Below are 14,269 nucleotides of genomic sequence, written 5' to 3'. Positions count from 1 at the left end.
AACATGATACTATGCAGTGCACAGGAATTAAGCAAGATGTTTGGAGGACATTTAATATTTGAGGACTTATCCTTTGAAATACCAGAAAGAGCAAGAATCGGTCTCGTTGGCAGAAATGGGACGGGGAAGACGACGATATTTAAATTATTATCAGGAGTCGAATCCCCTGATAAAGGTCTTGTTCATTTAAAGAAGGGAGCCAGGGTAGGCTACCTTGCGCAAATCCCTCATTATCCGGAAGGGACGAAAGGACTTGACGTATTACGCTCTGCGTTTTCCGATTTAATCAAGACCGGTGAGCGATTAAAAGAATTGGAATTTCAAATGGGGACGGAGCAAGATGCCGATACTCTCAACCGTTTATTAGAGGAATACGGCAAAACCCAGGACCGATTCACTCTTGCCGGGGGATATGAAATTGAATCCAATATTTCAAAGATCGTCAATGGGTTGGATATCCGTGAACTGGTGGATAAGGACTTCAATGACTGCAGCGGCGGGGAACAAACGAAGCTTTGTTTAGGATTGATTCTCTTGCAAAAGCCTGATCTCCTGCTCCTTGATGAACCGACGAACCACCTGGATATAGGAGCCGTTGAATGGCTGGAGGATTTTTTGAAAGAGTATGAGGGCACCGTCGTGTGTATTTCACATGATCGTTATTTTCTCGATAACGTGATTACGAAGGTGTATGACTTAGAGGACGGGGAATTGACGATTTATCATACGAATTACTCCGGTTTCGTGAAGGAAAAGGAAGAACGTCTGATGATCGAATTTCAAGCCTATCAGGAGCAGCAGAAGAAAATCAAGAAAATGAAAGAAGCGATCAAACGGTTAAGGGAATGGGCGAATCAGGCTAATCCGCCAAATGAAGCTCTCCATAAGCGGGCACGAAACATGGAGAGGGCGTTAGAACGGATGGAGAAGATCAAGCGCCCGGTTCTGGACAGAAAGAAGATGGGATTGGAGTTTGAAGAAAGCGATCGAAGCGGGAAAATCGTGTTTGCCATGGATGGTGCTTCAAAGTCTTATGGAGACAAAAACTTGTTCATTGACGCCGATCTCCTCGTCCATTTCAAGGATCGCACCGCGATTGTCGGACAGAATGGGACTGGTAAATCAACGATTCTCAGAATGCTTCTCGGAGAAGAGGCCGCCGATGCAGGTGTTGTGAAAATCGGAAGCAATGTGAAATTAGGCTATCTTTCCCAGCACTTTACGGTGGCGGATCCAAGTGTTCGTTTGATTGATGCGTTTCGGGAAGAGGTTCCCGTGACAGAGGGAGATGCACGGCATATTCTCGCCAGGTTCTTATTTTATGGACCGAATGTGTTCAGGAAAGTGGGTCAGCTGAGCGGTGGGGAAAAGATGAGACTCCGCCTTGCCCAGTTGATGCATCAGGACCTTAACTTCCTTGTCCTGGATGAGCCGACGAACCATCTGGATATTGATTCAAGAGAGGTGTTGGAGGATGCCCTGGAGGACTTTAAAGGCACAATCCTGGCAGTATCTCATGATCGATACTTTTTAAATAAATTATTTAAGAAAACGTACTGGATCCATAAGGGCGAACTTTATTTCTTTGATGGGCCATATAGCTGGGCAAAGGAAAAATTGCCTGAACTTGTTCCACAGGAAGTTCCTGCAGTCGTTGTGAAAAAAGAAGCACCCCTTAAAGCAGTCCCTGAAAAACCGTCGAGGACGATGGAAGAGGTGGAAGCTGAGCTGGAACGGGTTGAAGAAGAGATTTTTTCCATTGAAGAGATGCTTCTTTCACAAGAAGACCTGGACATCCTTCAGGAACTGTATAAGGAAAAAGAACAGAAAGAGCAGGATCGGGACAAAATGTATCGGGAGTTAGAAGAATTAATGGGTTAGTGTAGAAGGGAGATGACGCTGAAGTCATCTCCCTTTCAACATGTCCCATGCCCTTTGTATAATGGAATAGAAGAGAGGATGAGAGTGAATGTTGAAAAAAGAAGTGATCATCATCGGTGGCGGTCTGTCAGGGATCATGGCTGCCAAAACGTTAAAAGATAATGGAATAACGGATATCATCGTCTTTGAAAAGAGTACAAGTGTCGGAGGGAGACTCGCCACAAGACGGATCCAAGACGGAAAAGCGGATCACGGTGCGCAGTTCTTCACGGTGCGCTCTCCAGAACTTCAAGCAGACGTTGAGAATTGGCTCCAGTCAGGCTGGATCAAAAGGTGGTTTGGCGACCCGTACCCGCGCTACACCTCAGTCAATGGAATGAACGCCCTGGCCAAAAACTTGGCCGAAGCACTTCCTGTAGAGCTTAATACGAAAGTCTCCTCCATCCTTGATGGGAGGGACGGACCTTTGGAAGTGGAACTGGATAATGGAGAAAAGATCATTGGTGAACATATCATCGTAACGGCACCTGTACCTCAGACCCTTACATTGCTATCTACAATTGAGAGCAAGGAGCTAAAGCCTATCACGTTCGCTCCTTGTTTCGTCGGAATGTTCACCTTCAATCAGGAAAGCATCGTACCTGCACCGGGACATAAGGACGAACAATTGCCTCCGGGAGTTGAACGGGTAGTGGATCATCATAAAAAAGGAATTTCTTCAACGGTAACGGTGAGTGTATATATGACGGGAGCCTGGTCGAAGAAGCGGTTTGACCTTGAGGATGCCACCATTTTGGGTGAAATTCAGAAGGTTGCTGAACTTCATCTTGGAGAGGGAAATCAACTGGTCGATGCTCAATTGAAACGCTGGAAATATGCAGAGGCAGAAGAAGTCGTTCGCTCTCCTTATGTGGAACTTGGAAGTAATCAGCGGGTTATGGTTTGTGGAGATGCCTTTTTAAGAGAAAATGATGAAGCCGGACGAACTCGGTTTGAAAGTGCTTATTTATCCGGGATTTCAGCAGGAGAGAGAGTGGCAGAAAAGCTGAAGGGATCACCACTCTCAAAATCGTGAGAGGTTATTGCGGGGTTCAGTATAACCGCCATATCATCAACAAACACTAGAAGAGTACATAAATTCAATGATAAGAAGAGGAAATAACATGAATATTCAACTTAAGCAAGCGAATCCTGACCATCTCGACACGATTATGGACGTGTACTTGAGATGTAAAAAGGATCTGGATGAAAAGGGATTACTTCAATGGAATGAAGTCTACCCAAGCCGTGAATATTTTGAAGAAGAAATGACAAATGGAAATCTGTACGTACTCATGATAGATGAAATAATAGCAGGATCCGCAACCCTGAATAAATGGCAGTCCCCGGAATGGGCTGAAATTCCTTGGAAACTTGAGAATGAGTGGGTGATTCATGCCTTGTTTCTCGATCCCCTTCAGCAGGGAAATGGTTTGGGGAAAATCTTCATGGAGAAATGTGAGGAGTTCGCTCGTGAAAAAGGCTTCGAGAGTATCCGGTTAGATGCGTATTCGAGGAATACGGGAGCCAATTACCTTTATGAAAAAATGGGCTATGAGTATCGGGGATCGGTCTATTTCACCTCTAAACCAGAGGGGCATCAGGAATATCGCTGCTATGAGAAAGCGCTGACGCATTAAGATTCAATGGTTGTTCAAATGTACCAAGGAAAAGAGTATAGGATAAATGGTATACTTGAAGGTACAGTATGCGCTGAATAAGAAAGTTGGGAAGCGATTATATTGACACAGATTTTGGATGAGGCGAGGGCCTTCATTGAGCAATGTTATCAGGAATTAAATAAAAGCGAGCAAGATATGATGCTGCGCTTACAACAAATAGAAGATCAACTAAGGACAGAAGGAATCTATACTCATACAAGAGAAGAGCTTGTACATGGTGCCAAGATGGCGTGGAGAAACAGTAATCGCTGTATTGGAAGATTGTTCTGGAATTCGTTGAACGTGTTTGACGAAAGGGAAGCGTCGACGGAGGACGAGGTGTTCGGAGCGTTAGAGCGCCACCTTGACTATGCTTCCAACAATGGAAGAATCCGTCCGACGATTACCATCTTCAGACCGTCTCAGCCACAACAGCCTGACATCCGATTATGGAATCATCAACTGATCAGATATGCTGGGTATGTGGAGGATGGGCAGTATGCAGGAGACCCCCATTCCATCGATTTTACGAAGAAATGCCAGGAGCTTGGCTGGAAAGGGCAGGGGACTGACTTTGATGTCCTGCCTTTCGTCGTGCAAATCGGGGACGGACCTCCACAGTGGAAAGAGATTGAATCCCGACTTAAGTTGGAGGTTCCTCTACGTCACCCTGAATTTGACTGGTTCCAGGATTTGGGGGTGAAGTGGTATGGAGTTCCGATCATTTCTGATATGGAATTGAAAATCGGGGGCATCTCATATAAAGCAGCTCCGTTTAACGGCTGGTATATGGAAACGGAAATCGGCGCACGGAATCTTGCGGATGAGAACCGCTATCATCTTCTGCCTAAAGTAGCAAGCTGCATGGGGTTGGATATGTCAAGAGCGGCAACGTTGTGGAAAGATAAAGCGCTGATTGAGTTGAATATCGCTGTGCTCCATTCTTTTAAAGAAGAGGGGGTAAGCATCGTCGATCATCATACGGCTGCCCAGCAATTCCGTTTGTTCGAGGAAAACGAGAAAAGTGCAGAGCGTGATATGACGGGGGATTGGACATGGTTGATTCCGCCTGTGTCCCCGGCGACGACTCATATATTTCATAAAGAGTACAACAATACGTGGAATTCGACGAATTATTTCTATCAAGATGCACCTTATTGAGGAGAGCTGTTTTCTGTTTCGTACAGAAAGCAGCTTTTTTAAAACGTGAATGGCGGGCGTTTGGATACTTCATAATATTGAAACCAAAACCTGAATTCATCGAATAAAACAGGGGCATCGAATGTGAAATTCTCAAAGAAATCTTCAATTAACTCTGCGTCGGCATCATCCATAATACCGGTCACATAAAGAGGCGTCTTGAATCGTTTGTATAAATCCTCGTACCCGTAAAAGCTGAACAGATCTTCCAGTTGTTGTTCGTTCATGACCTTCACCTTCCTTACTAATAGGATTTCACTATCTTGAAAAAATATCCATAAAAAAACAGCAGCGGAAGGAGTCCGTGCTGTTTTATCTATTGCTTCAATTCGGTATAAACGACCAGGCGCTTACTGTAGTTTCTTGAGGAACGGTCAAAGTCACCTGTGCAAGTGATTAAATTAAGGGTGCTTGCGTGGGAGTATCCGAAAATCGATTGAAGAGGGGCGTCATTCCAAGGATATTCCTTCATATCCGATACAACGAAGATGCGGTCATCACCATCTTTATTTTTAACAATGATTTCATCACCTTTTGAAAGTTTGTTAAGGTTATAAAAAATAGCAGGGCCATTCCGGCTGTCCACATGACCACCGATGACAGCATTTCCAGGTTCGCCCGGCTTGTATCCGCCTTCGTACCATCCAGTCTTCTCGAAACTTTCGGTTACGTCCATTTCCCCGTTTTCTTTTAATCCGACAGCTTCTACTGGTGCCGATAAATCGATTGCAGGAATTTCAATGGTCGTTGGCACGATTCCGCTTCGCTCATCTTTAATGATCGTATCAGCAAATGGGGAAGGGGAAGTAGTGGTACTAGCCATTTGAGCTTTCGGCTTTTCCTCGGCTGTTTGCGTGGCCGCTTTTTCCTCTTGGGAACTTGAACTAAATCCCGAAGAACAAGCAGAAATGGGCAATAGTACAAGCACAAGTAGTACAACCCTCATAGTATACATTATGTGAAGCCACTCCTTTCATCTTCACACTGGGGGACGGACCTTAATAGGTCCGTCCCTCTCATCTTTTCTTATTATTTTTTGTGTGTAGCGTATTTTTTCATTCCTAGTGTGGTTCCACCAGCAATGATCAGAAGCGCTGCAAGAAGGAATTCGAATGGGAATTCGTTTCCGGCTGTTCCACCCATACCGGTGTTAGGCATTTCAGAAGGCATATTGGCTTTGAATTTGTCAGGGAACTGATCAGCAAACGCTCCTGATAATCCTTTTGCCGGATTCAGCATATGCTCATACGCCATACGGATTTGGTCCCATGACTTTTCGTAATCCCCGGCTGCATAGCTGTCGAATGCTCCGACCAGCTGCTCAACGTGCATTTGAAGTCCTTCTGCCAGGGCATCAGATTTCAAGCGGCCATCCGTTGCCGTTTCAAGGAATTTGGAGAATTCTGCACGATATCCATCCAGATTCTTAAGGGCTTCTTCTTTTGCTGCTTCGTCTTCAGCACCTGTTGCTTTTACATAATCAACGAAGAATCCGATATGCTTGGACCACATATCTTTAAATTGGTTACCCGCTTCTTCACCGTATACAGAAGCAATCGCTGCAGACAGGTCCTCAGTATTTGCATTCAGGGCACCAACAGAAGCGTCGAAATCTTCTGATCCGTCAATCCCGTTTTGCATCGCCATCGTCGCAAGGGCAGCATGCTCTGTTAACAGGTGGTTAAGAGTTGAACGTAAGTCCGTTGCCGGTGTAACAGCCATCGTATTTTCGAATTTGTCAGGGTATTGATCTGTGATGGCACTTGATAATCCTTTTGATACCATTCCCATATGTCCGATTGCCTCACGCTCGTATTCGTAAGCCTTTTCATAATCTCCGGCTACATAACTATCAAATGCACCGATCAGTTGGTTGATATGCATTTGAAGTCCTTCTGCCAAACTATCAGATTTTAAACGTTCACCAGTTGCCGTTTCAAGGAAGGTAGAGAACTCTTCTTTGTAGCCTGCAAGATTTGCAAGTGCTTCGTCTTTTGCCGCTTGATCATCAGCACCCGTTGCTTTTACATAATCAACGAAAAACCCGATGTGATTCGTCCAGATGGTGTTGAATTGATTACCGGCTTCTTCACCGTATACAGAAGCGATGGCTCCTTTTAAATCGGCTGCGTTATCATTTAGGGCCCCGGCTGCTGCATCAAAATCTTCAGCACCTTCAGCTCCACGTCTCATTGCTTCCACCGCTAAGTATGCATGCTCAGTAAGTAAGTGATCTAAGGTTGTTCTTAATTCTCCTGCTGGAGTATCCACTTTCGCCTCGTGTGAATGATCTTCACCGTTATGGGCAGAAACTGTACCTACAGTCGGTACTAGTAATGTCATACTTAAAGGGACGGCTAAATAACTTTTTTTCATTTTCATAATTGAATCTCTCCTTTTGGGTTTTTTATATTTTCATAAAGCTAACGACAGAAGTTCAAACATGGATCACATTTTTTTAAAATTTTTTTCTATTATTTTTTAATAGGGGTGAAAAGTAGGGTGTAAAAGATATCATGGATAGGGGGGGCTTCTACTATGTAGCCGTATTAAAAATGTAGTAATGAATAACGAATAGCCATTGTTTAATATTTGTATAACTTCTGTTGCATAGGACTTAATTCCCTGATGCAAATTTCTTAAACATTTCGATAGGTGAAAAATAACGAAATAATCACCGATAGAAATAAAAAAAGCCCGGCAGTACTGGACTGCCCGGCGAAAAAACATTTATTGAACTTTTTTTATATTTCCGAAGCTAACACAATGTCCCCTTGAGGTAGCTGGCTGTTTGCATCGGGCTCAAGGGTGATGGCCACCGTATCCCAATCTTTCTTCGTGAACTCTTCGTTAAACTTGAATACGACCGATCCTTTACCATCCTTACTCGTGACAAATGTTCCGGCCCGTTCCGGTTGATCATCTTTAATGAGCCAGACCTGATACACTTCTTCGTTAGAAAGATTCTGAAGCTCAGAAGCCTGGACCACCATGCTTGTTTGTTCCCCCTGCTTGATGATACTCGCTGTACCCTTGGCATTTCCACTGACGGCAGCGAGATCGACATATTGTACTACCTGATCGATGGTTGCTTGTTCAACCACATCGTTCTGGTCCTCGATCTGTGTGAACATATACGCGTTCCCGATTAAGGAAAGGGCCAAGGCAGCTGCCACAGAAGGGAGGAACCATGACTTCTTTTTCTTATTTGAGATAGGTTTCACGTTCTCCTTTTGCTTGTCTTCACTCAGAATGTTAGCCAAAACACGGTCTTCCAGGTCTTTAGGAGGCTCGACAACTTCAGATGCGAAAGGCATATATTCTGCTAACTGTTCCAGTTCATGAAGTTCTTCCTGACACTGGAGACAGCTTTCCAGATGCTTTTCAAATTGGGCTCTCTCAAGTTCAGATAAATGACCGTTGTAGTAATCGAGTAAGTAATCGCATTGGTGTGTAGTCATTCGAATTGACCTCCTTTCCCTTTAAGACACGTGTGTAAATGCTTTAGCGCCAAACGGATTCTTCCCTTGACAGTCCCTAGTGGTATGTCAGTGGAATCGGCAATGGATTGTTGAGTCAACCCTTTAAAATAGAATAATTGTACAATGTTTTGCTGATCATCTTTCAACGACTGGATACATTCCCGAATCGCTGCTCCTTTTTCTTTCCATTCCAACTGATCGGCAGGAGTTTCATCGGTCACCTGCAGAGAGTCTTTCTCTATATATTCAACAGACTCATGTTTCTTTCGCCTGCGGATCGCATCAAGGCACGTATTTCTCGTCATCGTTAACAGCCATGATGAAAATTTTCCTTTACTGTGGTCATAGGGAGAGTGTTTTTTCCAGAGTTTCATAAATACTTCTTGAATTACTTCCTCTGCAATTTCCCGATCACCTGTCATTTTATAAGAGAATGAATAAATCAGTTTTTCGTATTGTTGATAAAGTTGTCGTAATGCTGTTGAATCCTTAGCTAATACTTGCTGATACAGTTCTATATCATCGTGTCGATCATTGGGCATATTACGCTCCTTATCTTTGACATATAAAATAAGGATACTAAACAACGGAGAGGAACTCAATTTTGATAAGCTAACGCATGGAATTAGATTTTGGATCAAAAATGTTTGAAAAAAATGTTAGTGGGGTAAATAGAGGAGTTTCGGATTGATATTGATAAAAAAATATCCCCCAGAGAAATGGGGGATACCAAGTGTTTATTTTACTTTTTGTAGCTTGTGAATCACGGATAGGGAACGTCCTGTACCGATGGCCACTGATTCCAGCGGGTTTGGAGCTAAGTGAACCGGTACAACGATTTCCTGGCTCAACCAATCTTGAAGTCCGTTCAGCAGTGCTCCGCCTCCAGTCAGAATCACACCGCGGTCGACAATGTCCCCACTTAGTTCAGGAGGACAATTTTCCAATGTCGCACGGATCGTTTCCAAGATGTGAAGAAGAGATTCTTTTAACGCATCCTGAATTTCGTTTGATGAAAGTTCGATCGTTTTAGGAAGGCCCGTCACAAGGTCACGTCCACGAATATCCATCGTTCTTTCTTCATGGTCGATCAGTGCTTGACCCACTTCGATCTTCACTAATTCAGCGGTTCTTTCACCAATCAACAGATTGTAACGTTTGCGAACGTACTGAACGATATCTTCATCCATTTGATCTCCACCGATACGGATCGTGTTACAGGAAACAACGCCACCGTAAGAGATGATCGCTACTTCCGTCGTTCCGCCACCGATATCAACGATTACGTTGGCAACAGGCTCACCTACAGGCAAGTCAGCACCGATGGCAGCAGCTACAGGTTCTTCAATAAGGGTAACGGATTTCGCACCGCTTCCTCTCACGGCATCCTGAATCGCTCTTCTCTCGACACTTGTTGCACCAGAAGGCGTACATACGACAACCGTTGGCTTGCGGATAGAGAATCCAAGTTTTTTACTCGCTTTTTTCATCACTTGTTTTAACATTTCAGTAGTCACGTCAAAGTCGGCAATCACACCATCTTTAAGCGGGCGCACAGCCACGATTTTCCCTGGCGTTTTCCCGATCATGCTCTTAGCTTCGGTTCCAACCGCCAATACCGTTTTATTTTCTGTGTCAATCGCGACAACAGATGGTTCATTAAGTATAATTCCTTTATTTTTACTATAAACAAGTATATTTGCAGTTCCTAAATCGATACCAATTTCAGAGTTTGATAACATCAATATTCCTCCAACTATAAGAATTCTAGACAGTATAACCTTCTATACAGTATAGGAGATTTTTGAGGGTTATGAAGGTGGAGATATTTACCATCGACAATTTATTACAAAGTATGACAGAAGTGAAAGCGCTTCGAAAAAATTGAAAGTGTATAATGGAGGGGTTTTGTATACCTATGCGGGTACGTGGGGACGGACCTTGATTTTTTGTTCGTTAAAAAAATTTAAACGTTCTGTAATATAGATAGGGATGTTTGGAGTAGTCGGATGGTGGTGAATGGGGAGTTCGGGACATGGGAGTGGTCATATGGGATGGTGCTTAGGCGAAAATGGTGGGGAAGGGGACTCTTGTAGTAGATTGTGTATTCCTTATGATTTCGATACTATTTATATTATCTTCCGGGTGGAATCGCCATTACTATGATAGGTTGAAAGAAAGTTTGGGCATTGAAAGCCAGATATCAGCGAAATTTTCATTTTATCAGCGAAATTCCACATATATCAGCGAACGGCCGATATCCCTTCAATATCAATCAATCTATCAAACAAAAAATGCCCCATCAAGAGGCATTTTTCCCACAATCAAAGCGTAAACCGCTCCAATTCTTTTTTCATTTCTGCTGTCATTTCATTCAATTTTCCTACTTGTTCATTCATTTGTTCGAAGTACCTCAGCTGCTCTTCCGTAGAAGAAGAAATTTCTTCTGTTCCGGCAGCTGTTTCCTCTGTGATCGCCGAGATGTTTTCAATGGCTGCGATCACCTGGTTGGTGCGTTCATTCGAAGCATGCATACCATTTTCAAGTTGTACTAAATTTTCATAAATGGTTGAAACGTTTCCGGAGATGTCTTTAAACGCATGCTCTGTCACACTCATGGAGTCTACTTGCTGAGTAGAAAGGGATTTTCCCTTTTGAGAAGCTTCCATAATAGAGTGAATGCCATTTTTGATATTTCCGACCATGTTACCGATTCGCTCGGTTGCAACGGATGAATCTTCTGCCAGTTTTCGGACTTCCTGGGCAACGACGGCGAATCCTTTTCCTGCATCCCCGGCTCTGGCTGCTTCGATTGCTGCGTTTAGTGCTAAGAGATTTGTTTGATCGGCAATTTCCCTTACCGCATGGGAAGCATGTTCAATTTCACCCGTATACTGGGCAAAATGTTCGATGGAATCCATGATGGATGAAGAAGATTCGGCGATCATTTCAGCAAATTGCTGCTGTTTATTTAAGGAAGCCCGACCATGCTCAACCGAATCCAATGCCACTTTACTGCTAGCGGATGATTCTCCGCTTTGTCTTACATTCTGAGCAAAATCATCACCCATCAGAGACATTAAAGCAGCCGTTGACTGGATGTCTTCAGAGATGGATTGACTTCCTTTTGCCAGTTCTTCAGTGGAAACCGCCACCTGGTTGCTGCTTTCTGCCAAACTCGTCATTTGTGAACGTACATCCTGGGTGAACTTCTCTACATTTGATCCGATATCATGAACGGACTGAACCGTACTCCGCAGGTTCAGAACCATATGGTGAAAAGCTGTTTGGAGTTTGTCCACTTCAAATTTACTGTTTTTCTCTTTAACCGACTCAACTGAAATTGTTAAATCACCATTGGCCATTTTTTCAGCATTATCCACCATAACGTTTAAAGGCTTCACAATTCGCTGTGTCAATAAGGTAGATGCTGCCATGGACAGGATGATGGTTATGATAAATCCAATGACTGACACCCATACAATAAATTCAATTTGCCGCTTGTTTTCTTTTAAAAGATTTTGATACCAATCATTTGTTTGTTTCGTTAATAGATACATATCGTTCAGGACGCCGGAGATACGGATCGACTGCCGTTTGATCTCTGCTTTGTTCATTTCAGTGAGAGCTGCGTCTGATGCAGTCTTCAAATCTGTGAATTTCCTCTCGATGGAGGAAAGGGTTTCTTGCTGATCTTTAACTGTCAAAAGCTTTTTTAAATCTGAGATCTGCGTAGAGGTTTCTTCCAGAATGCCCTCTACCATTTGTTTGTTTTCTGCTGTTGAATTGACGGAGTAATTGGATAGTGCCTGCTTTGCTACATTCAAATCTCCCCGCAATGTCTCTGTTTCAAGAAGCACTTGTACATCTTCATTTGCAGAATTTTGAAGAGAAATCAGTTGAGAGACGATGTACCCAATGATAATCGTCGAAAGGATAAGGGGGATAAGTCCCAAAATCAGTAAACGTCTTTTTAATGCCATGAGAATACTCCTTAGATGAGATTTAGTGCAATTTAATGTTAATGTCCCCAGAGATGATTTTGTTTTTAGCGTCTTCTATTTGTTTTGTTTCTTCAGGAGACAAGCTTGTGACACGGATAGGGGCTAATCCGACTCCATCTTCCTTGAGACCCAGCTCATAGGCTTGTTGAGTTATTTTTTGTTTTGAAATGAGTTCTTTTGTCAGGTTGAAAACCGCGTTATCAACTTTTTTGACCATGGACGTCACAACCGACTTTTCGGCAATAAAGTATTGATCCGAGTCGACCCCTCCAGATAAAATGCCTGCTTTTTGCGCAGCCTGAATCGCTCCCACTCCTGTAAAGCCAGCGGCAGGATAAATAAAGTCGGCGCCTTGTTTCATTTGGTTCTCAGCTATTTTCCCGCCAAGCTCAGCGTCACCAAAGTTGTCTGCGTTGTCTTTCAATACCTTTATGGAAGGATTGATGTACTGAGCACCTTGTTCAAACCCTTTTTCAAATCGTTGAATAACAGGAACATCGGCTCCACTAATGAATCCAATCGTATTGCTTTTTGATTTCATAGCTGCCACCATACCGAGAAGGAAGCTGCCTTCATGTTCTTTAAACGTAATCGATGTGATGTTATCCACATCTGAGTATCCGTCTATCAATAGAAATTTCTGATCAGGATTTTCTTTTGCAATCTTTTCAATCGCATCTTGAATCGAAAATCCAAGTCCGATCACAAGCTCATGGTTCTGATCGACAAGCTTCTGGAGTGCTTCTTCAAAGTTTCCGTCCGGGGCTTCTCTATAGTCAAATAAAATACCTAATTCTTCCCTCGCCCGTTCTAATCCTCGAAATGCCGAATCGTTAAACGATCCATCTCCAAGCCCTGTGTCAGAGAGAAGGATTCCAATACTTTGCTGCTTTTCTACACTCGCTTCTTCCGTCATGGGTGTGGAACAACCTGCCACAACCAACATGACAAGAAGAAACACGCTGATTAACTTCTTCAAACCGTTACCTCCAAAAATATATAGTGGGACATTCACATGTCCGTACCTCTGTATTATCGGAGGGACGGACCTATTTTGAAGGGGAGGAGGGAAAAAAGTGTTGTGGGGATGATTGGGGTTTAGAGTGAACGTGTGGTATGGATGATGTTGTGTAGATTGGTTTGGTAATGACAATTGGATATGCACCATTATTTGGTGGGGAATCGGCAACTAAAATGGAAAATTACAATTTTCTGGTGGGGAATCGTGATATGTTCGGAAAAGGGGGAGGGGGTGGATTTTGAACGGTAAATGAGAAGCGTTTTAGACTTCGGACGCAAGATATCAGCGGGATTTACATTTTATCAGCGGAATTTTCGATATAACAGCGAAAATTCCATTTTAACGGCGAACACACACCTTTCAAGTTCTTTCCCATCAAAAAAAGAGATGCTCTCAACAAGCATCTCCCCTTCATCAATACGCCTTACGGAAAAACTCCGCAAGCTCCTGACTATGTTTTTTGCGCGCTTTGCGGTGCTCGGCACGGTTCTTGGCTGTTTCGTTCAGCCATTTTTCTTCTTCTGTTTCCGGTACAACTTCAGCAATGACGGCTGGTTTATTGCCTTCTAAAGCAACAAAGGTCAAGAATGAGATGGCTGCCACATTGGTTTCTCCCGTTAGAAGCACCTCTGAAGTGACCTTCACACAAACCTCCATGGAGCTGCGTCCGGTATAGGTAACCATCGCTTCCAACGTCACGGCATCCCCGACTTTGATGGGCTGCAGGAAGTCGACGGAATCTGTTGAAGCCGTTACGACGGGCTTACGGGCGTGACGGGTAGCGGCTATGGATGCCACATCGTCTATATAGGCCATCAATTTTCCACCAAACAATGTACCATGATGGTTGGTGTCAGGTGGAAGAACGTGGGTCGTTTTACTTGTTTTCGTTTCTTTCATAAACTTTTTTTCTCTCAATGAATTCACCTTCCGTTATCAATGTGCAAAAAGATTGCTACCTTATACTATTCACTAAAGGCG

Annotated in this window: 13 protein-coding genes; 4 read left to right on the top strand and 9 right to left on the bottom strand. The window is 43.5% G+C overall.

The window, feature by feature from the left end:
• The first annotated feature begins 3 nt into the window (after nt 1–3).
• From abc-f to ACXAF2_RS21190, 4 genes are all read left to right on the top strand, one after another.
• Nucleotides 4–1,881: a ribosomal protection-like ABC-F family protein gene (gene abc-f / locus ACXAF2_RS21205; RefSeq protein ID WP_475141635.1), complete on the top strand. Its 1,878-nt coding sequence runs from the start codon at nt 4–6 to the stop codon at nt 1,879–1,881.
• Nucleotides 1,882–1,969: 88 nt separating this feature from the next.
• Complete coding sequence (locus tag ACXAF2_RS21200) at nt 1,970–2,956, top strand: NAD(P)/FAD-dependent oxidoreductase (protein WP_475141633.1); 987 nt, start codon at nt 1,970–1,972, stop codon at nt 2,954–2,956.
• A gap of 88 nt (nt 2,957–3,044) precedes the next feature.
• The gene (locus tag ACXAF2_RS21195) at nt 3,045–3,560 is read left to right on the top strand and encodes an N-acetyltransferase family protein (RefSeq protein ID WP_475141631.1); all 516 of its coding nucleotides are present in this window, start codon (nt 3,045–3,047) and stop codon (nt 3,558–3,560) included.
• A 102-nt stretch (nt 3,561–3,662) separates the two neighbouring features.
• Nucleotides 3,663–4,742, top strand: a complete 1,080-nt coding sequence (locus ACXAF2_RS21190; RefSeq protein WP_475141630.1) for a nitric oxide synthase oxygenase — start codon at nt 3,663–3,665, stop codon at nt 4,740–4,742.
• A 38-nt stretch (nt 4,743–4,780) separates the two neighbouring features.
• On the opposite strand, the gene ACXAF2_RS21185 is transcribed toward ACXAF2_RS21190, so the two are convergent.
• The 9 genes from ACXAF2_RS21185 to ACXAF2_RS21145 all read right to left on the bottom strand — a co-directional run bounded on the left by ACXAF2_RS21185 (nt 4,781) and on the right by ACXAF2_RS21145 (nt 14,206).
• Complete coding sequence (locus ACXAF2_RS21185) at nt 4,781–5,008, bottom strand: hypothetical protein (protein WP_148968146.1); 228 nt, start codon at nt 5,006–5,008, stop codon at nt 4,781–4,783.
• Between the two features lie 89 nt (nt 5,009–5,097).
• Nucleotides 5,098–5,736 carry a class F sortase gene (locus tag ACXAF2_RS21180; protein WP_475141628.1) on the bottom strand — a complete coding sequence of 213 codons (639 nt, stop codon included), beginning with the start codon at nt 5,734–5,736 and terminating at the stop codon, nt 5,098–5,100.
• A gap of 74 nt (nt 5,737–5,810) precedes the next feature.
• A complete protein-coding gene (locus tag ACXAF2_RS21175) occupies nt 5,811–7,163 on the bottom strand; it encodes a copper amine oxidase (protein WP_475141626.1) in 1,353 nt (450 codons plus the stop codon).
• A gap of 362 nt (nt 7,164–7,525) precedes the next feature.
• A complete protein-coding gene (locus ACXAF2_RS21170; RefSeq protein ID WP_475141624.1) occupies nt 7,526–8,242 on the bottom strand; it encodes an anti-sigma factor in 717 nt (238 codons plus the stop codon).
• Nucleotides 8,239–8,805, bottom strand: coding sequence for an RNA polymerase sigma factor (locus ACXAF2_RS21165; protein ID WP_475141623.1), 567 nt, complete (start codon nt 8,803–8,805; stop codon nt 8,239–8,241). Before ACXAF2_RS21165 ends, ACXAF2_RS21170 begins: the two co-directional genes overlap by 4 nt.
• 195 nt (nt 8,806–9,000) lie before the next feature.
• Complete coding sequence (mreBH, locus tag ACXAF2_RS21160) at nt 9,001–10,005, bottom strand: rod-share determining protein MreBH (RefSeq protein WP_034761217.1); 1,005 nt, start codon at nt 10,003–10,005, stop codon at nt 9,001–9,003.
• Between the two features lie 582 nt (nt 10,006–10,587).
• Entirely contained in the window at nt 10,588–12,246 is a 1,659-nt protein-coding gene (locus ACXAF2_RS21155) for a methyl-accepting chemotaxis protein (RefSeq protein ID WP_475141621.1), read from the bottom strand.
• Nucleotides 12,247–12,268: 22 nt separating this feature from the next.
• Nucleotides 12,269–13,246 (bottom strand): BMP family lipoprotein, encoded by a 978-nt coding sequence (locus tag ACXAF2_RS21150; RefSeq protein ID WP_475141620.1) that lies wholly within the window; start codon nt 13,244–13,246, stop codon nt 12,269–12,271.
• A 456-nt stretch (nt 13,247–13,702) separates the two neighbouring features.
• Nucleotides 13,703–14,206 (bottom strand): acyl-CoA thioesterase, encoded by a 504-nt coding sequence (locus ACXAF2_RS21145; RefSeq protein WP_113968670.1) that lies wholly within the window; start codon nt 14,204–14,206, stop codon nt 13,703–13,705.
• Nucleotides 14,207–14,269: the final 63 nt, after the last annotated feature.

This window comes from Rossellomorea sp. ABR4_004 (assembly GCF_056159585.1).
The sequence above is the reverse complement of the archived record's forward strand: the minus strand, read 5'-3'. Positions and strand labels throughout refer to the sequence as shown.

What these genes read in the sequence shown, in the direction of transcription:
- abc-f (WP_475141635.1), top strand. Translation starts at nt 4, where the DNA reads ATGATACTATGCAGTGCACAGGAATTAAGCAAGATGTTTGGAGGACAT.
- ACXAF2_RS21200 (WP_475141633.1), top strand. Translation starts at nt 1,970, where the DNA reads ATGTTGAAAAAAGAAGTGATCATCATCGGTGGCGGTCTGTCAGGGATC.
- ACXAF2_RS21195 (WP_475141631.1), top strand. Translation starts at nt 3,045, where the DNA reads ATGAATATTCAACTTAAGCAAGCGAATCCTGACCATCTCGACACGATT.
- ACXAF2_RS21185 (WP_148968146.1), bottom strand. Translation starts at nt 5,008, where the DNA reads ATGAACGAACAACAACTGGAAGATCTGTTCAGCTTTTACGGGTACGAG.
- ACXAF2_RS21180 (WP_475141628.1), bottom strand. Translation starts at nt 5,736, where the DNA reads ATGTATACTATGAGGGTTGTACTACTTGTGCTTGTACTATTGCCCATT.
- ACXAF2_RS21175 (WP_475141626.1), bottom strand. Translation starts at nt 7,163, where the DNA reads ATGAAAATGAAAAAAAGTTATTTAGCCGTCCCTTTAAGTATGACATTA.
- ACXAF2_RS21170 (WP_475141624.1), bottom strand. Translation starts at nt 8,242, where the DNA reads ATGACTACACACCAATGCGATTACTTACTCGATTACTACAACGGTCAT.
- ACXAF2_RS21165 (WP_475141623.1), bottom strand. Translation starts at nt 8,805, where the DNA reads ATGCCCAATGATCGACACGATGATATAGAACTGTATCAGCAAGTATTA.
- mreBH (WP_034761217.1), bottom strand. Translation starts at nt 10,005, where the DNA reads ATGTTATCAAACTCTGAAATTGGTATCGATTTAGGAACTGCAAATATA.
- ACXAF2_RS21155 (WP_475141621.1), bottom strand. Translation starts at nt 12,246, where the DNA reads ATGGCATTAAAAAGACGTTTACTGATTTTGGGACTTATCCCCCTTATC.